This window comes from Citrobacter youngae (genome assembly GCF_003818115.1).
In the GTDB taxonomy this organism is placed as follows: domain Bacteria; phylum Pseudomonadota; class Gammaproteobacteria; order Enterobacterales; family Enterobacteriaceae; genus Citrobacter; species Citrobacter youngae.
Genome location: NZ_RPOI01000021.1, coordinates 1 through 18872, shown reverse-complemented (window position 1 = coordinate 18872; position 18872 = coordinate 1). Strand labels below are relative to the sequence as shown.

At 51.6% G+C, this 18872-nt stretch carries 16 protein-coding genes and 1 pseudogene; 3 read left to right on the top strand and 14 right to left on the bottom strand.

Annotated elements, in window-relative coordinates:
- Window positions 1–17: 17 nt before the first annotated feature.
- The 9 genes and pseudogenes from carA to EHN13_RS24375 all read right to left on the bottom strand — a co-directional run bounded on the left by carA (window position 18) and on the right by EHN13_RS24375 (window position 9616).
- A complete protein-coding gene (gene carA, locus EHN13_RS17805; protein ID WP_115643905.1) occupies window positions 18–1166 on the bottom strand; it encodes a glutamine-hydrolyzing carbamoyl-phosphate synthase small subunit in 1149 nt (382 codons plus the stop codon).
- Window positions 1167–1620: 454 nt separating this feature from the next.
- Complete coding sequence (gene dapB / locus EHN13_RS17800; RefSeq protein ID WP_048212738.1) at window positions 1621–2442, bottom strand: 4-hydroxy-tetrahydrodipicolinate reductase; 822 nt, start codon at window positions 2440–2442, stop codon at window positions 1621–1623.
- 173 nt (window positions 2443–2615) lie between these two features.
- A complete protein-coding gene (gene rihC / locus EHN13_RS17795) occupies window positions 2616–3530 on the bottom strand; it encodes a ribonucleoside hydrolase RihC (RefSeq protein ID WP_115643907.1) in 915 nt (304 codons plus the stop codon).
- A 66-nt stretch (window positions 3531–3596) separates the two neighbouring features.
- Window positions 3597–4547 carry a 4-hydroxy-3-methylbut-2-enyl diphosphate reductase gene (ispH, locus tag EHN13_RS17790; RefSeq protein ID WP_124021826.1) on the bottom strand — a complete coding sequence of 317 codons (951 nt, stop codon included), beginning with the start codon at window positions 4545–4547 and terminating at the stop codon, window positions 3597–3599.
- 1 nt (window position 4548) lies between these two features.
- The gene (gene fkpB / locus EHN13_RS17785; RefSeq protein ID WP_003018929.1) at window positions 4549–4998 is read right to left on the bottom strand and encodes an FKBP-type peptidyl-prolyl cis-trans isomerase; all 450 of its coding nucleotides are present in this window, start codon (window positions 4996–4998) and stop codon (window positions 4549–4551) included.
- A gap of 117 nt (window positions 4999–5115) precedes the next feature.
- On the bottom strand, window positions 5116–5613 hold the full coding sequence (lspA, locus tag EHN13_RS17780; RefSeq protein ID WP_003018932.1) for a signal peptidase II: 498 nt from the start codon (window positions 5611–5613) through the stop codon (window positions 5116–5118).
- Window positions 5613–8429 (bottom strand): isoleucine--tRNA ligase, encoded by a 2817-nt coding sequence (gene ileS / locus EHN13_RS17775; RefSeq protein WP_060855454.1) that lies wholly within the window; start codon window positions 8427–8429, stop codon window positions 5613–5615. The genes lspA and ileS overlap by 1 nt, the downstream gene beginning before the upstream one ends.
- Before the next feature lie 37 nt (window positions 8430–8466).
- Window positions 8467–9405 (bottom strand): bifunctional riboflavin kinase/FAD synthetase, encoded by a 939-nt coding sequence (gene ribF / locus EHN13_RS17770; RefSeq protein ID WP_016155656.1) that lies wholly within the window; start codon window positions 9403–9405, stop codon window positions 8467–8469.
- 7 nt (window positions 9406–9412) lie between these two features.
- Window positions 9413–9616, bottom strand: a pseudogene (locus EHN13_RS24375) (DUF2575 domain-containing protein).
- A gap of 117 nt (window positions 9617–9733) precedes the next feature.
- Here EHN13_RS24375 and rpsT point away from each other — a divergent pair.
- The 3 genes from rpsT to EHN13_RS17750 all read left to right on the top strand — a co-directional run bounded on the left by rpsT (window position 9734) and on the right by EHN13_RS17750 (window position 13898).
- Window positions 9734–9997 carry a 30S ribosomal protein S20 gene (rpsT, locus tag EHN13_RS17760; RefSeq protein WP_003018940.1) on the top strand — a complete coding sequence of 88 codons (264 nt, stop codon included), beginning with the start codon at window positions 9734–9736 and terminating at the stop codon, window positions 9995–9997.
- Between the two features lie 447 nt (window positions 9998–10444).
- Window positions 10445–11818 carry an MFS transporter gene (locus tag EHN13_RS17755; RefSeq protein ID WP_124021825.1) on the top strand — a complete coding sequence of 458 codons (1374 nt, stop codon included), beginning with the start codon at window positions 10445–10447 and terminating at the stop codon, window positions 11816–11818.
- A 40-nt stretch (window positions 11819–11858) separates the two neighbouring features.
- Window positions 11859–13898 carry a glycoside hydrolase family 31 protein gene (locus EHN13_RS17750; RefSeq protein ID WP_124021824.1) on the top strand — a complete coding sequence of 680 codons (2040 nt, stop codon included), beginning with the start codon at window positions 11859–11861 and terminating at the stop codon, window positions 13896–13898.
- Window positions 13899–13947: 49 nt separating this feature from the next.
- Here EHN13_RS17750 and nhaR read toward each other — a convergent pair whose 3' ends face one another.
- The 5 genes from nhaR to EHN13_RS24370 all read right to left on the bottom strand — a co-directional run.
- Window positions 13948–14847 (bottom strand): transcriptional activator NhaR, encoded by a 900-nt coding sequence (gene nhaR, locus EHN13_RS17745; RefSeq protein ID WP_048212744.1) that lies wholly within the window; start codon window positions 14845–14847, stop codon window positions 13948–13950.
- Between the two features lie 37 nt (window positions 14848–14884).
- Complete coding sequence (gene nhaA, locus EHN13_RS17740; RefSeq protein ID WP_048212745.1) at window positions 14885–16051, bottom strand: Na+/H+ antiporter NhaA; 1167 nt, start codon at window positions 16049–16051, stop codon at window positions 14885–14887.
- Window positions 16052–16184: 133 nt separating this feature from the next.
- Window positions 16185–17444 (bottom strand): IS1/IS1595 family N-terminal zinc-binding domain-containing protein, encoded by a 1260-nt coding sequence (locus EHN13_RS17735; RefSeq protein WP_124021823.1) that lies wholly within the window; start codon window positions 17442–17444, stop codon window positions 16185–16187.
- A gap of 26 nt (window positions 17445–17470) precedes the next feature.
- Window positions 17471–18682 carry an anaerobic sulfatase maturase gene (locus EHN13_RS17730; protein WP_124021867.1) on the bottom strand — a complete coding sequence of 404 codons (1212 nt, stop codon included), beginning with the start codon at window positions 18680–18682 and terminating at the stop codon, window positions 17471–17473.
- Window positions 18683–18771: 89 nt separating this feature from the next.
- Window positions 18772–18872 (bottom strand): hypothetical protein (locus EHN13_RS24370; protein WP_249039300.1); only part of this gene is annotated, 101 nt, incomplete at its 5' end.

The window sequence follows — 18872 nt, the reverse complement described above, 5'->3', positions numbered from 1 at the left end:
GGCTCTTTTACTCCTGATTATTTCGCGGACTGACGGTATTGCTCAATTAACTCGATAAAGTGGTCGAACAGCGGTGCGGCATCGTGCGGACCGGGGCTCGCTTCCGGGTGCCCCTGGAAGCTAAAGGCTGGCTTATCAGTACGATGAATGCCTTGCAGCGTGTGGTCGAACAGGGATTTATGCGTCACGCGCAGGTTCGCCGGAAGCGTCGCTTCATCGACCGCAAAACCGTGGTTCTGCGCGGTGATCATCACGGTGTTGTTATCAATATCTTTTACCGGATGGTTGCCGCCGTGGTGGCCGAACTTCATCTTAATGGTCTTCGCACCGCTCGCCAGCGCCAGCAGTTGATGGCCGAGGCAGATACCAAATACCGGAATATCGGTTTCGAGGAATTTCTGAATCGCGGTAATCGCGTAGTCGCACGGCGCCGGGTCGCCAGGGCCGTTGGACAGGAAGATACCGTCCGGATTCATCTTCAGAACGTCTTCTGCTGAGGTTTTCGCCGGTACAACCGTCAGGCGGCAGCCGCGGTCCGCTAACATACGCAGAATGTTACGTTTAGCGCCGAAATCGTACGCCACAACGTGGAACGGCAGTTCATCGGTAGATTTGGCTTCCGGCAGGTCACCGGCCAGCGTCCAGCTACCTTGCGTCCAGCTATACGGCTCCGCAGTGGTGACTTCTTTCGCCAGATCCATACCGTTGAGGCCAGGGAACGCTTTCGCTTTTTCCAGCGCCAGCGCGGCATCCGGATTATCGCCCGCGATGATGCAGCCGTTTTGTGCGCCCTTTTCACGCAGCAAACGCGTCAGCTTACGGGTATCAATATCGGCAATCGCCACAATGTTATGGCGCTTCAGATAAGAAGAGAGGTCTTCGGTATCGCGGAAGTTGCTGGCAATCAGCGGCAGGTCACGGATGACCAGACCTTGCGCATGTACCTGAGAAGATTCAGCATCGGCTTCATTGGTGCCGACATTACCGATATGAGGATAAGTAAGAGTGACGATTTGGCGGGAATAGGAAGGATCAGTGAGGATTTCTTGATAACCGGTCATTGAAGTATTGAAAACGACTTCCCCAACCGCCGAACCTGTTGCCCCTATGGCCCGACCGTGAAACTGGGTTCCGTCTTCCAGAACCAATAGCGCTGACTTAATCAAAACACCCTCCAGAGAATATTCACTCACTTTATTTGCATATTAATTCATTAACACATCATGAATCAATGCAAATTTGCTTACCTATGGATTTCTGGCAAACGGCGGCATTCTAGAGATAGCCCACGTAAAAGTCTACCCAAAAGGACATTTTTTATTATTATTTTGCGCCATTGACGAATTAACCCGCCTCCAGGCATCAAAAAGATCAACTAACTTAGAGTGGAAAACGCTTGCGGGGCAGGAAGAGTATTAAATCTCAGAAACAAGATACAAAAAGTAGACCAAATGGTCAAAATTTACATTTAACCAACACAAAAAGACAATAAAACTTATAAAAATAAGACATTCAATTCAAAATAAACTTGAAATAGATAAAATAAAGGGCAATAAAATATTGCCCCATGTAATCAAATAATTATGACTACAATAACCACATCATGAAGGGTAAAAAACCTTACAAATTGCGTAAATCAAGCACATCTCGCATATCAAAAAGACCATTTGATTTAGATTTCAGCCAAACCGCCGATCTTACGGCACCGTTGGCGAATGTCATGCGGCTGGACGCTTTATGCGTGATCTCAATACGCTCGCCAATATCGGCGAACATCGCGGTATGTTCCCCGACGATATCCCCCGCTCGCACCGTGGCAAAACCAATCGTGCCCGGTACGCGCTCGCCGGTGTAACCCTCACGGGAATAGACTGCGCAGTCTTTCAGATCTTTATCCAGCGCCCCGGCAATCGCCTCGCCCATCGCCAGCGCAGTGCCTGACGGCGCATCCACTTTGTGGCGGTGATGCGCTTCAATAATCTCTATATCGGTGTAATCACCCATCACTTTCGCCGCTTTCTCCAGCAGCTTCAGCATGACGTTGACGCCAACGCTAAAGTTAGCGGCGAAGACGATGCCAATATCCTGCGCGGCATCGCGAATAGCCTGTTTTCCCGCCTCATCAAAGCCGGTGGTGCCAATTACCATCCCTTTCCCATGCTGGCGGCAAAACGCCAGATGCGCCAGCGTGCCTTCCGGGCGGGTAAAATCGATGAAAACATCGAAATCATCTTTCACCGCTTCAAGGCTACTTTGTACCGTAACGCCCGTTTTCCCGGCTCCGGCTAACTCTCCGGCATCGCTTCCCAGTAAGGAAGAGCCTTCGCGCTCCAGCGCCGCGCCAAGCTGTACGCCATCCATGCCAAGAGTGGCCTGAATCAACTGACGCCCCATGCGTCCACCGGCTCCCGCGATGGCAACGCGGATTTGTGCATCATGCATAGCTATTCTCTTTTGTTAATTTTACGTAAATCGTTTTCAGATTAACCAGCGTATCGCTGCGCCGCCAGCCGAAAACGTCGATAATTAGAATTTAATGATAAACAGGGAAAGATATCAGTAAAAGGCATGACGCCACGGAATAAGCAGCGTCATATCGTTATATAACGCGGAAATCAGGGGGCCAGTGCCAGAACGTGCGCCACCCACTGCTGGAACCCCTCGACATTCAGCCCCAGTGCCACCTGGGCATTAGCGGGTTGCCCCAGCCGCCCTTCGATATCTACTACCGTTGTGCCAGAGGTATATTCCCCCTGCGTTTCAACGGCGACAAAACAGGGCTTGAGCGTAAAGAGATCCGGGCGCACCAGCCAGGCAATCGCACAGAGATCGTGCATTCGCAGCCCCGTATTCATGCTACCGCTACGGTAGTGACTGAACAGCGCATGCAGCATTTTTCCCGTCTGGTTAAGCTGAGGTAACGTCGCCAGATACTCCGGCGCAAGCATCGCCTGGTTGGTCACGTCCAGCCCGCACATTACAATCTCCAGCCCGCTCTGGAAGACTTTCGCGGCAGCCTCGGGATCGATAGCAATATTAAACTCGGCGTTGGGTGTGAAGTTCCCGCGCCCGGCAGAGCCCCCCATAATCACCAGGCGCTTAATGTTAAATACGCATTCAGGATAATGGGTCAGCAGCAGCGCAATGTTGGTCAGCGGGCCAATTGCCACCAGCGTCACGGGCTGTGAGGCATGCATCAGCGCATCGCGAATCGCCTGGAAGGCGGGTTTTGCCATCGCCTGTCGGTCGTGTTCGACAAATTCATACCCTTCCATACCGGACTCACCATGCACGGAAGCGGCATCACGCAGCGGTCGCACCAGCGGCATCGATGCTCCCTGCGCCAGTGGAACATCCGCATTCCAGAAGTGCAGCAGTTGCAACGCATTACGGGTGGTTTTTTCCACCGACACATTGCCTGCTACCGTGGTCATCAGTTGCAGATCCAGCTCAGGGGCAAACAGCGCGGCGGCAATGGCGGCGGCATCATCAATGCCGGGATCGGTATCAAGAATGATCGGTAAGCGCATGGTTTCTCCATAAAAAAATGCCAGACGTTAAGTCTGGCATCTTCTCATAATCGTAACCGGAAAGACTTACTCTACTTCACGAACATCCACACGCAGCTCTTTCGGCACTTCGAAAACGATGTTCTCTTCGCGGCCTTCCAGCGGAATAGCTTCCCCACCGCCAAGCTCCTGCAGGCGAGCAATCACGTTTTGCACCAGGATATCCGGCGCCGAGGCTCCGGCCGTCACGCCTACGCACTTCGCCTCTTTCACCCACGCTTCCTGGATGTCGGTCGCATCGTCAATCAAATACGCCGCTTTCCCCATTCGCTGTGCCAGTTCAGCCAGACGGTTGGAGTTAGAGGAGTTCTTCGAGCCGACCACCAGCACAACATCAGCCTGTTCCGCCAGCGCGCGAACCGCTTCCTGACGGTTGGTGGTGGCATAACAGATATCGTCTTTGCGCGGTCCGACAATTTTCGGGAAGCGTTGACGCAAAGCATCAATAACGTCAGAAGTATCGTCAACGGAGAGCGTGGTCTGCGTCATGAAAGATAATTTTCCTTCATTTTTCACATTCAGTTTCAGCACATCATTTGGTGATTCAACCAGATACATTCCGCCTTGCGGGTTGCTGTACTGGCCCATCGTGCCTTCAACTTCCGGGTGTCCAGCGTGACCAATCAAAATGGATTCTTCGCCACGACGGCTGGCGCGGGCAACTTCCATATGTACTTTGGTCACCAGCGGGCAGGTTGCATCAAAAACCGTGAGGTCGCGGCCTTTGGCTTCGTTACGCACCGCCTGAGACACGCCGTGGGCAGAGAAGATCAGGATCGCACCGTCCGGCACTTCACTGATTTGCTCGATAAAAATAGCCCCGCGCTCACGCAGGCTATCCACCACATAACGGTTATGTACCACTTCATGACGGACATAAATCGGCGCGCCGTAAATAGCCAGCGCGTTTTCGACAATGCTGATAGCGCGGTCTACGCCAGCGCAAAAACCGCGCGGGTTGGCCAACAGGATCTGCATTTTACGCCTCCAGTGCCGGTTCGACTTCCAGCACTTCAATATCAAAATGAACGGTATGCCCGGCCAGCGGATGGTTGAAATCAACCGTGATCGAGTCACCGTTGATTTCGCGGATAACACCTGGCATCTCACTGCCGTCCATTGCGGTAAAGAGCATGATAGCGCCAATTTCTGGCTCGCCCGCGTCCATAAATTCCCGACGCGAGAAATACTGAATTAAGTCCGGACTTGATACGCCAAAGGCGGCATCCGGCTCCAGAGCAAAGGTGGTTTTATCGCCTTCTTTTAGCCCCAGCAGGTGTTGCTCCAGTCCTTCAGACAGAGAACCGTCGCCCAGGCGAAACAGCGCAGGCTTGCCGTTATTGCGGGTTGACTCTGCGGTGGAGCCATCGTCGAGCTTAAGGGTGAAGTGCACCAGCACCGCACTGTTACTCTGTACTGATTTAGACATGCAGGTTGCTCTTTAAAATTGCTGCCGCCTGTCTGCCCGGTGGCGCTACGCTTACCGGGCCTACAAGGATCGCAGTAAATTGTAGGCCGGATTAGCATAGCGCCATCCGGCATTTTTTTATGCGGCTTTTTTCTCTTTCGACGGCAGGAAGCCTTCGAGAACAATCAATGCCGCCCCGATACAGATAGCTGTATCGGCCAGATTGAAGGTCGCGAAATGCCAGTCGCCGACGTAAAAGTCAATCATATCAACTACGAAGCCGTGCCACAGGCGATCGAACAGGTTGCCCAGCGCGCCGCCAATGATTAACGCATACGCGATGTTATTCAGCTTCTGCGTCGCCTTCGAGCGATACATCATCACCATCAGGATGACGCAAATACCGATGGCGATACCGGCAAAGAACCAACGTTGCCAGCCGCCGCTGTCGGCTAAGAAGCTAAACGCCGCACCATAGTTACGCGCGTAGTGCAGATTAAGCGACGGAAACAGCGACACCGTATCCCCCAGAGCAAAGTTCTGGAGGATCAGGTATTTGCTGCCTAAATCGATAATCAGCACGACTACCACCAGCCACAGCCAGCGTAGTCCTGTTGAACAAAGAGGCTTACTCATCAGGCAAACTTACGTTGTTCGCCATCACCGGCGATGTTGCTGACACAGCGTCCGCAGATATCTGCATGTTCCGCCACCTGGCCGACGTCGGTAGTGTAATGCCAGCAGCGCGGACATTTATCACCTTCGGCTTTGCTCAGTACAATTTTCAGACCTTTGAGCAGTTCGCTCTGCTGAGCATCAGCTGGAGCCGCTGCAAAATCTGCAACCGTCGCGCCGGAGGTCAGCAGAACAAAGCGCAACTCTTCGCCCAGCGCGGTCAGTTTCGCCGCCAGCTCAGGTTCAGCGTACAGGGTCACTGCCGCTTCCAGAGAACCGCCGACTTTCTTATCCGCACGCGCCTGCTCGATAACCTTGTTCACTTCGCCGCGCACTTTCAGCAGCTCGTCCCAGTAGGCATCGTTCATCGCTTCGGTTTCGCCTAAGCCAAACAGACCTTCGTACCATTCACCGGTAAAGACGTACTTCTCACGATCGCCTGGCAGGTAGCCCCAGATTTCATCTGCGGTGAAGGACATGATCGGCGCCATCCAACGAACCAGCGCTTCTGCAATATGGAACAGAGCAGTCTGGCAGCTACGACGCGCCACGCTGTCCGCTTTCGCGGTGTACTGACGGTCTTTGATGATGTCGAGGTAGAACGAACCCATTTCTACGGAGCAGAAGCGCATCAGGCGCTGTACCACTTCGTGGAAGTCATAAGCTTCATAGGCTTTCAGGATTTCGTCCTGCGCCGCTTGCGCACAACCTACCGCCCACCTGTCCAGCACCACCATATCTTCCGGTTTCACCATGTCTTTAACCGGATCGAACCCGTTCAGGTTCGCCAGCAGGAAGCGCGCGGTGTTACGGATACGACGATAGCTGTCGGCAGCACGTTTCAGGATTTCGTCAGAAACAGCCATTTCGCCAGTATAGTCGGTAGAAGCAACCCACAGACGCAGAATATCCGCGCCCAGTTTGTTCATCACGTCCTGCGGAGAAACGGTGTTACCGATAGATTTGGACATCTTACGGCCCTGACCATCAACGGTGAAACCGTGGGTCAGTACCTGGCGATAAGGTGCTTTGCCTTTCATGGCGGTGGAGATCATCAAGGAGGACATGAACCAGCCACGGTGCTGGTCAGAACCTTCCAGATACATATCTGCCGCATGGCCCGCAAACTCAGGACGCACATCCACGACGGATGAGTGGGTTGAACCGGAGTCGAACCACACGTCCAGCGTATCCGGGACTTTGACATACTGGTCAGCTTCGTCGCCGAGGATATCTTTCGGATCGAGATCCCACCACGCCTGGATGCCGTCAACTTCAACGCGTTTAGCCACTTCTTCCATCAGTTCGATAGCGCGCGGATGCAGCTCTTCGGTGTCTTTGTGAACAAACAGAGACATCGGCACACCCCACGTACGCTGACGGGAGATACACCAGTCAGGACGGTTGGCAACCATCGATTCAATACGCGCCTGGCCCCAGTCCGGGATCCACTGTACGCCTTTGATCTCTTTCAGCGACTGCGCGCGCAGGCCTTTCTGATCCATGCTGACGAACCACTGCGGGGTCGCACGGAAGATGATCGGTGACTTGTGACGCCAGCAGCATGGGTAGCTATGCTGCATCTTCTCAACGTGCAGCAGCGCGCCTTTTTCGCTCAGCAGCGCAACGATTTTGTCGTTGGCTTTAAAGACGTTCACACCATCCAGATCCGGATAGGTACCCGCCAGGTATGCGCCGTCCGGGCCAACCGGGTTAGCGATTTCCAGACCGTATTTCTGGCTGATGACGTAGTCGTCAGGACCGTGACCGCCAGCGGTATGGACCGCACCGGTACCCGCGTCCAGCGTCACGTGATCGCCAAGGATAGCCGGCACGTCAAAGCCCATAAACGGATGGGTAAAGCGCAGCAGCTCCAGCTCAGCGCCTTTCACGGTGCCGAGAATGGTGTATTCAGCCGCGCCAATACGCTGCATGACGCTTTCAACCAGATCTTTAGCCAGAATCACAGCCTGGCCGTCAATCTGCACCAGCGCATAGTCAAAATCAGGTGCCAGAGAGATTGCGCGGTTCGCCGGTAACGTCCACGGGGTAGTGGTCCAGATAACCAGAGAGATCGGGCCGTTGACGTCAGAAACGCCAAATTTCGCTTTCACCGCATCCTGATCGGCAGCGTGGAACGCCACGTCGATGGACGGGGAGGTTTTGTCATAATACTCAACTTCCGCTTCCGCCAGCGCGGAACGGCAGTCAACGCACCAGTGCACCGGCTTCGCACCTTTGTGCAGGTGACCGTTGCCGATGATTTTACCCAGCGCACGAATGATGTTGGCTTCAGTTTTGAAGTCCATGGTCAGGTACGGATGCGACCAGTCGCCCAGTACGCCAAGACGGATAAAGTCTTTACGCTGACCATCAACCTGGGTCGCTGCGTATTCACGGCACTTGGCGCGGAACTCAGCAGCGGTGAACTTCTCGCCCGGCTTGCCGTATTCCTGCTCTACTTTCAGCTCGATTGGCAGACCGTGGCAGTCCCAGCCCGGAACGTACGGCGAGTCATAGCCCGTGAGTCCTTTGGACTTCACGATAATGTCTTTCAGAATCTTGTTAACCGAGTGACCAATATGAATGCTGCCATTCGCATAAGGAGGGCCATCATGCAGAATGAAGGTTTTTTTGCCTTTTTTGGCCGCACGAATGATGCCGTACAGGTCATCATCAGTCCAACGCGCCAGCATTCCCGGTTCGCGCTTGGCGAGATCGCCGCGCATCGGGAACCCTGTTTCCGGCAAATTCAGGGTTGATTTATAGTCACTCATCAGATTCTCGGTTCCGTATTTAAAACTCGTATAGGCATTAAGCCGGTTTTGTTAGCCCAAAAAATTCACGGGCAGTCAACTCATCACGCGCAATCTGCGCTTTTAGTTCATCCAGCGAGGCAAATCGCTGTTCGCTGCGTATTTTTTTACGCAGTACTACATCTATATGGCGACCATACAGGTCCATTACAACGTCCAGTAGATGCACTTCCAACTGCTGGCGTACGCCTGCTACCGTCGGACGGGTGCCAATGTTGGCAACGCCGGGGAAAGGTTTATCACCCAGTCCCATCACTTCAACCGCATAAACACCTTTCACCGGAGAAACCTGACGACGAAGCGGTAAGTTTGCCGTCGGAAAACCGATGGTGCGCCCTAACTCATCACCGTGAACGACGCGTCCTGAGATAGTAAAAGGATGCCCAAGCAGGCTTTCGGCCAGTTGCAGGTTATCTTCGGCCAGCGCCTGACGTACTGCGGTGCTGCTGATACGCACACCGCCTTCACAGAAGGTTTGGGTACTGGTGATATCAAAACCATACTCAGCGCCCGCTTCCTGTAATAACAAGAAATCACCCGCACGGCTAGCGCCAAAGCGGAAATCATCGCCAACGGCAAGAAATTGTACACCAAGGCGCTTAACCAGCAGATCGCTGATAAAAGTCTGCGCCGTTAATGCGGCAAAACGTCGGTCAAAACGCACGCACAGTACGTAGTCCACACCGCATTCGGCCAGATAACGCAGTTTTTCCCGCAGGCGGGTAAGGCGCGCAGGTGACTTGTCCGTCGCAAACAGTTCCAGCGGCTGCGGCTCAAAAATCATCACCATTACTGGTAAATTGCGTTTGCGCCCTTCTTCCCGTAAGCCCTGCAGCAACGCACGGTGACCACGGTGCACGCCGTCGAAATTACCAATAGTCAGCACACACCCATGCGGGGCCTGACTGAGATTATGTATGCCTCGTATCAGCTTCATGTCTGGCTCAAAACAGTGAAAATCGTGAAAGTATACCCTGTACCGCGGTCAACGTTAACCGGCGATTGTTTCTACGAAACAGAAAGAGGATGGTTTTCATTGTTATGAAACAAATTGACGCCCTTCACCGGCACGCCAATGCAATTTTTCTCGTCGAAAAGCTGTATTCACGCCACGCAAGCTGGTAGAATCCTGCGCCATCACTACGCAACGAGTGCTGGAATTTAAACGGCGCTTATTTGCACAAATCCATTGACAAAAGAAGGCTAAAAGGGCATATTCCTCGGCCTTTGAATTGTCCATATAGAACACATTTGGGAGTTGGACCTTGGCTAATATCAAATCAGCTAAGAAGCGCGCCGTTCAGTCTGAAAAGGCCCGCAAGCACAACGCTAGCCGTCGCTCTATGATGCGTACTTTCATCAAGAAAGTATACGCAGCTATCGAAGCTGGCGACAAAGCTACTGCACTGAAAGCATTTAACGAAATGCAACCAATCGTGGACCGTCAGGCTGCTAAGGGTCTGATCCACAAAAACAAAGCTGCGCGTCATAAAGCAAACCTGACTGCACAGATCAACAAACTGGCTTAATCGCCTGTCTGTTGTCGCTTTGTGAAAAAACCCGCGCAAGCGGGTTTTTTTATGCCTGTCGTTTGTACAACCAGCTTCGAAGGCAACCGTCATCCACTGACCTTGTTCGTACTCCTCTGGGCCGCTTCTCTTTTCAGCCAGCCGCCTTACCGGGCACATGAAAGTCATTTTCTTTCACTGTTTAATTTTTTTAATTTCATTGCTAATCAAATTGTGACCGTCATAGCAAATGACATAATTACTCCCCCAAAAACGAATAAACGCAATCCTGATGTAAGATTTGATAATTGATCACAATGCCCGTGTTAACTATTTTTCACCAAACCAATTAACCACTATTTCTCTCCAAAGGTTTAATTTTTTAGATAAAAAATAACAACTACCCTACTGCTTAGAAAGTAAAAGCTGTTTTTCTGGGCGTATCGCACCAATATCGGAGTTATTATTATGAGTTCTGTTATTGAGGATACCCAGTCTTGCGGGTCAGCATCATTATCTTTACTACAGCGTATTAGCTACGGCTCTTTGGATGTGGCAGGTAATCTGCTGTACTGTTTCGGTTCAACCTACATCTTATATTTCTACACTGACGTTGCGGGTATAAGTCTCGCCGTAGCAGGTGTCATCCTGCTACTGGCGCGTATCGTAGATGGTATAGATGCCCCAATCTGGGGGATCATTATCGATAAAACACGTTCACGTTACGGTAAATGTCGTCCCTGGTTTTTATGGCTGCCGCTGCCTTTTGGTGTATTCAGCGCGCTGTCATTTTGGTCTCCAGATATCAGCATGACAGGAAAAGCCATATATGCAGCAATATCCTATATGATTGCCAGCATTTTATTTACCGGACTTAATACACCGCTCAGTGCAATATTACCTCTGATGACCCTGTCCCCTAAGGAACGGCTGGTATTAAATTCCTGGAGAATGACCGGAGGACAAATCGGGGTTTTATTAATGAATGCCACAGCATTACCCCTGGTTGCATTTTTAGGTAACGGAAATGATCATGCCGGATTTATTTATACGGCGATTCTGTTTGCTGCGATATCCTGTTCGCTAACGCTTTTCGCCTTTAAAAATATCCGCGAAATGGATGCGGATAAAATACAGCAAGAACCCAAACTGCCGATGAAAAAAAGTTTCACGGCGATGAAAGGTAACTGGCCATGGATCCTGATGGTGCTGGCCAATCTGATCTTCTGGATTGCCCTGCAACAGCGGTCCACCACCATTGTTTATTATCTGACCTACAACCTCGTTCGCAAAGATCTGGTTCCGCTGATTAACAGTCTGGCGACGATTCAGATCCTGTTTATCATCGCCATCCCTTTCTTTAGCAAATACCTGGCTAAAACCTGGATATGGGTAGGCGGCTTGCTGGTCGCCACGTTTGGCGGCGTCTTGATGTGGCTGGCGGCGGACAACATGCCTTTCCTCATCGCGGCCTGGGTGCTCGGCAATATCGGTAGCGGAATCGCCTGCTCAATGCCGTTTGCCATGTTGGGCTTTGCCGTCGACTTCGGTGCCTGGAAAACGGGCATCAAGGCCACCGGCATTCTTATCGCCTTCGGCAGTACTTTCTGCATCAAGATGGGCAGCGGTCTGGGTACCGCTTTCGCCGCCTGGATCATGAACAGTTTTGGCTATGTCCCGAACCATGCCCAAAGCGCTGCGGGTCTGGAAGGCATTACCTGGGCCTTTATCTGGGCGCCCGCCCTGCTCTTCGCACTCGCGGCGATCCCGCTACTTTTCTTCCGTAAGTACGAAGCAATGGAAGAGACGATTCGCCACGATCTGGAAACCATCACCCAATAACTTTCTTAATCTTTACCCTCAAAATATGGGAGGCACCACCATGCCATTTGTGCAACGTGACCCGCGTCGTCTGGTCTGGCAGCAAAACGATCGCTATTTGTGGATTGAACCCTGGGGCGAGAACAGCCTGCGCGTACGCAGTGGCCGTCATCTTCCGGTTATGCGAAATGAGGACTGGGCGCTCACGGAGCCAGTCACAGAAAGCGCCTGCCACATCGTTTATGAGCACCACCAGGCGACGCTGACCAACGGCAAAATTATCGCTACCGTCAATCAAAAAGGACAAGTTACCTTTTACCGCCATCCACACAAACCCCTGTTGCAGGAGTTCTGGCGTCTGCGGGGCGAAATCGGCGAGGACGAATCTTCCCACGGCCAGTATGTCAGTGCCCTAAACCTTGAAGGGCGCGAGTTCCGCCCTATTCAGGGAGGAAAATATTCGATTAAAGCCCGCTTCGAAGCTGCCGAAGGGGAAAAAATTTACGGCATGGGCCAATATCAGCAGGCCAATCTGGATCTCAAAGGATGCGTGCTCGAACTGGCCCAGCGTAACTCTCAGGCCTCGGTGCCCTTTATGCTCTCAAGCCTGGGCTACGGATTTTTATGGAACAACCCGGCGGTCGGCCGCGTGACGTTCGCCCATAACGTGACCGAGTGGGAAGCTCAGGTCAGCGAACAGTTGGACTACTGGATCACCGCTGGCGATACCCCGGCAGAAATTAGCCAGGCGTATGCGCTCGCCACGGGCACGCCGCCGATGATGCCGGATTACGCCATGGGCTTCTGGCAGTGCAAGTTACGCTATCGCACCCAGGAGGAGTTGCTCGCCGTCGCCCGCGAGTACAAACGGCGCAATCTCCCCATCTCGGTAATCGTTATCGATTTCTTCCACTGGCCAAATCAGGGGGACTGGATGTTCGACTCGCGCGACTGGCCCGATCCCGATGCCATGATCGCCGAGTTAAAATCGCTGGGTATTGAGCTGATGGTCTCCGTCTGGCCGACGGTGGACAATCGCACCGAGAGCTATCGGGAGATGCGCGAAAACGGCTGGCTGGTACAAACGGAGCGCGGATTGCCAATTAATATGGATTTTCTCGGCAATACCACTTTCTTTGATGCCACCCATCCCGGCGCTCGCGACTACGTCTGGAGTAAAGCAAAACGCAACTATTACGATAAAGGCGTGAAGCTCTTCTGGCTAGATGAAGCCGAGCCGGAGTTCAGCGTTTACGACTACGATAACTATCGCTACCACGCCGGACCGGTGCTGGAAGTGGGCAATATCTACCCGCGAATGTACGCCAAAACCTTTTTTGACGGCATGAAAGCCAATGGCGAAGACCAGGTTATCAACCTGCTGCGCTGCGCCTGGGCTGGAAGTCAGAAATACGGCGCGCTGGTGTGGTCAGGTGATATCCACTCATCGTTTCGATCGCTACGCAATCAGTTTGCCGCCGGGATGAATATGGGGATTGCAGGTATCCCATGGTGGACAACAGATATTGGCGGCTTTCATGGCGGCAATATTCGCGACCCACGCTTTCATGAGCTACTGATTCGCTGGTTCCAGTGGGGCGTGTTTAGCCCGGTGATGCGCCTGCACGGCAACCGCGATCCGCAGATTTTACCGCAGCAGCCTTATCGGGACGGGATTGCCCAGTGCCCTACCGGCGCGCCCAACGAGATCTGGAGCTACGGTGAGGATGTGTGTGATGTGCTAACGGGTTGCCTGACACTGCGTGAGAAGCTCAAGCCCTACATCAAAGCGTTAATGGCAGAAACGCATAACTACAATACACCGGTGATGCGTACCCTATTTTTTGAGTTCCCCGATCAGCTAAAAAGCTGGGAAATCACCGACCAGTACTGTTTCGGCCCCGATCTGTTGGTTGCGCCCGTTATGCATGAAGGTATGCGCGAACGCGACGTTTGGTTGCCAGAAGGGGAAACATGGACGGATTTTGCGACCGGCGAGAGCTATCAGGGAGGACAAACGCTGCGCTATGACGCTCCCCTGAACAGAATTCCGGTATTTATCCGCGAAGGCGGGCAGTATCGTAATATGTTGAAACTGTAGTCATAGTCCGGCTGCGGTTAGTACACCGCAGCCGGCAACATAAAGGCGTTTAGACCTGTGGCGGCTTGAACAGTGCTGAGTAGTTGGCATTGCAAATACGCTGCACCGCCGGATGCTGGATCATCCTCTCCGCAAATATGGCGTGATACTCCTCCATCACATTCTCAACGCGTCCAATTTCAACAATAGAATCATCAGCATAGAAATTGTGTGAATACAGCGTAGGGGCAACGAATATCGCGTTATGCGTTGCGCCAAACGCTTTCATCAGCGCGGCGTCATCAAACTCGCCAAGGATTTCAACGTTCAGTCCTTGTGAGTTAATCCAGTTCAACAGCTTACGTCCAAGCATCGAACGACGACCAGGGATCAGCAATCGACGCTCTTCCAGACAGGCCGGAAACGGTTTCTCAGGCAGCGGCCTGGTGCACCAAAAGCTCACGCTGCATTCGCCAATCCGCACCGAGAACAGCCCTTCCTGCTGCGTTGAGTCGATCGGGCAATCGGAGATAATCATATCCAGCTTATGCTGGCTGAGCTGCTCCAGCAGCATCTCGTGTGTTGATTCAAAACAACGCAGATGGATTTGCTCGTTCTCAACCACAGCAGCATCCAGCACGCTGCTAACCAGTTGCTTCGATAATGCATCCGCCACGCCGACATCAAACAGCAAATTCGACTCTTTGCGATAGTTCACGATATCCAGCATTTCCTGGCTTAAGGTGAACATTTTATCCGCATAACGGAAAACTAATTCGCCTAACTCGCTGGGTTCCAGCCCTCGCCCCTTACGCTTAAACAACTTCCCTTGTAAGCGTTCCTCAAGCGCTTTGATCTGCCCGGTAATAGTTTGCGGTGTCAGATAAAGCGCTTCTGCGGCACCCACCACCGATCCTTCTTTATACACATGCCAGAAGTAATACAGGTGGTTGTAATTTATATGAGACATACTCTCTCCCTGAAATTGTCACCAAAGAGTTATCTGCTCAGGCTGACGTATTCAACCGGGTACGCAGCCAGCTATAACCGATAACTGCCGACAACAGTGAACCAATCAGGATCCCCAGTTTTGCCCAGTTAATCAGCTCCGGATCAACGTTACCAAACGCCAGACTGGCGATGAAAATCGACATTGTAAAGCCGATGCCACACAGAATACCGACCGCCATAATTTGCTGGAAACTCGTGCCTTCAGGCAGTTGCGCCACCTTGAGACGCAATGCCAACCAGCAGAACAGGCTGATCCCCAGCGGCTTACCGATAAGCAGGCCGGCGATAATTCCCAGCGGCAGGATAGAGGTCAATCCATCCAGCGTCACGCCCTGCAGCGAAACACCTGCGTTAGCGAAGGCAAACAGCGGCAGGATCAGATAAGCCACCCACGGATGCAGGACATGCTCCAGACGCTTTGCCGGTGAGCGCCCATGTTTTTCCTTTAACGGAATGAAGAAACCAACGATCACGCCTGCCAGAGTGGCATGCACGCCGGACTTCAGCACTGCCGTCCATAGCACGACGCCAACCAGAATATAAATACCGGTGCGTCTCACACCACACAGATTCAATGCCGCCAGGACGAGAATTGCGCACGCGGCGACGCCCAGAGACAACAACGAGAGATCGCTGGTGTAGAACAACGCGATGATCACAATCGCGCCGAGGTCATCGATAATCGCCAGCGCCATCAGGAAGATTTTCAGTGCCAGCGGAACGCGACTGCCCAATAGCGCCAACACGCCTAATGCAAAAGCGATATCCGTTGCGGCCGGAATTGCCCATCCTTCACGAGTGATAGGGTCGGCATAGTTGAATGCCAGATACAGCAACGCCGGGACAATCATGCCGCCAATCGCGGCAATAATTGGAAACGCCGCCTGACGCAGGCTGGCAAGCGACCCCTGCATTAACTCACGCTTCACTTCCAGACCAATCAACAGGAAGAATACCGCCATCAACGCGTCGTTGATCCACAGCAGCATATTTTTGTTGATTTCAAGCGCGCCAACCCGCAGTTGGACAGGTGTTTCCAGAAAGGCGTGGTACCATCCACTGGTAACCCCGATATTTGCCATCAGCATAGCGACTGCGGCTGCGATGATCAGGATGATGCCTCCCGAGGCGTCGCTACTAAAAAAACGATGCAGATGTTTCACTTTTATTCTCTCTATTGGGTGAATACTTCGTAATTACTATCTTACACCCGCAAAAAACTCGTTAAAATTAGATTATTCATGATGAATAAATCGGCTTTTCCGAGCATTATCTAATGAGAAAATACAGGATTAGTTAGTCTGCATCTGAGTGATGCCTCGCATTAAACGCGTATCTGAGATGGTCCAGCGTTGCCGTCACATTTGCCGGAGACATACGGTTGAGGTGTGCCAGAAATGGATGTGTATCGATAAAATGGATAAAACGGGTCGCACTCACAAGCGTGGCGCTGCGTTGCATACTCGTTTTTCGGTTCTCTGTTAAGTTGCATACTGCCAGCGCGTAGTCACGCGTGGTGAATGTTCGCCAAACGTTATTACGGATGCCGCCCCCCATAAACAACCTTGGCGGAATATCTTTTTGCGGCGCTGATTCTCCACGTTCTCTCACAAAAGCAATGTGGCAACGCCCTTGCTGAACATGCTGTATATTCGCCATCATACATCCTCCCAGGATAAAGCATTCCTGATCGAGGTAATGCTGAATATTGAGAGAACGTTCATCCGTGAGCATTTTAACCAACTCGAAATGGCGATAAGCTGGCAAAACGGGTTTAACTAACATCCCCGGATCATTTTTGTGCAATATTGCAGGACCGTAATCCACATCAAAAAGCGTCTCCCGCCGCATCGTTATCACTTCTTTACGTTGCACAATATGCGCCAACGTACCGGGAGGCAGGCGTTCTTCATAGTCAGAATGATACTGATACTCAGCCTCTACGGGATGAGCTGAGTAATTTGTCGTAACGGCAACAATTCGACCGGTATTCTCTTCTGCAGTGACCAACACATACAGAAAACTATCACTACCGTTAAATTTGATCCGAAAAGCGCGCGTGCTCATGGCGATATCAAACGTAGGAAAAGTAAATTCGCGTTCCGCCAGATTTGCATTGCGAGAGAGTTTCTGTAACTCCCGATTCAACCCGGTGCTATCCAGCACGAGTGCGGTGCGAATATCCGCCAGTGTCGCACCTTCCTGAATCAGCGCGGCGAGATAATCCTGACGCGCATCTGTTTTTTGCCTGACAGGAGAAATAAATGTTTTATGACAACGCTGACAGTAAATACGCGGTTCTCCTTGCGCAGAAAAACCGTACTTTTTGAGTGAAATTCCCCCGCAGTGGGGGCAGGATTTTATCAGTCCTTTCCATGCCTGATTAACCGACTGACGAAAGCGGTTGAGTGATCGTTCCGAAATAATGGGGAAAAGAAAACCGCAGGCCCGGCATAGTATATTTTTCCCTTGGTTTTGGTAATCCGGGCTGTTCAACATACCCATATTTTTGCAGCCGGGCGTTTTACAACTATCGACATTAATCCAGGAAAACATATTCACTCCCTGCGAATACGATACGTTCAAGCAAATACTGATTTTATCTCTACAGGTGAAAAACCATTTTCGTAGAGTGTTTTCATGGCACTCATCGTCATTGCGGTATGAGAGAAAAACGACTTATATCCCGCGCACAAATAGTTGTGATTTCTTTTACCTGATATTGACGGCAAAAAACGATGCTTAGGACAACCGCCATAACAGGCGAACTGCCATGAGCAGGAGTCACATTCTTGTGCCATTGTGCGTCGCTTATCCTCGCCAAACTGCCGGTTTTTTTCGCTATTGTTCATCGCGCGCAGCGTCGAATCCTGAATATTCCCCAACTTGTACTGCGGATACACAAAATGATCGCAGTTATACACATCGCCGTTCATTTCCATGGCGAATGCGCTACCGCAGGTTGGTGCAAACACGCATACCTGCGGTGGTAACCCGCACCACGCCGCGAGCGTCTGCTCAAACATCTGTATGCCGATATCACCAATATCGTTACGGACCCAGACATCAAAAATAGCGTTGAGAAAATGGCCAAATTGCAGTGAATCAACCGACCACGGCATCATTCTTGTTTGTCCGCCTTCAGGATGTGCCAGACCAATACCGCCCTCTTCAGCGCTTCTTTCGATGAGCGGAATAAACTGCATATAGCGACTGCCAATGCTTTTCAGATAGTTATAGACTCGCACCGGGTGATGCATATTCGTGCGATTCACCACCGTCAGCGTATTAAATACTACACCGTGGCGTACCAGACATTTAACGGCCTGTTCAACTTTCCCATGCGTCGGTTTACCCGAACGAGTAACCCGCCATTCATCATGTAACGCGGCATCACCATCAATAGAAACGCCCACCAGGAAGGCGTGTTGCTTAAAAAAAATAGCCCATTCGTCGTCAATCAATATACCGTTAGTCTGGAAGGTATTTATAATCGTTTTACCGCCAGAATAACGCTGCTGCAATGCCAGCGCTCGCCGATAAAATGCCAACCCCATCAGCGTAGGTTCTCCCCCCTGCCACGCAAAAATCACGTCATTCACATCCTGCGCGGCAATATGCTGTTTGATGAATAACTCGAGCATGTCATCTGACATTCTGTAATTCGCTTTTCTATCCGGATAAAGCATCTCCTTTTCCAGATAAAAACAGTATTTACAGTCCAGATTACATACCGAGCCTGTCGGTTTAATCATGACCTGACAACTTTTTTGTCTGCATTGTGATAGCTCCATAAATAAAAGAACCTGGCTCAGCACAAAAGCGTTGAACCAGGCGGGCATAGCCCTAAGTGGCATACCTTATGTTTCTTATAATTATTCTGTTAGCCCCAGGTGACTGGCGTTGGCTTGTCACCGCGAGCTTTCATCAGCGAATCGTTGTCAATGTCCTGTTTGTATTTCAGGAACTTGCCATACAGTTGTT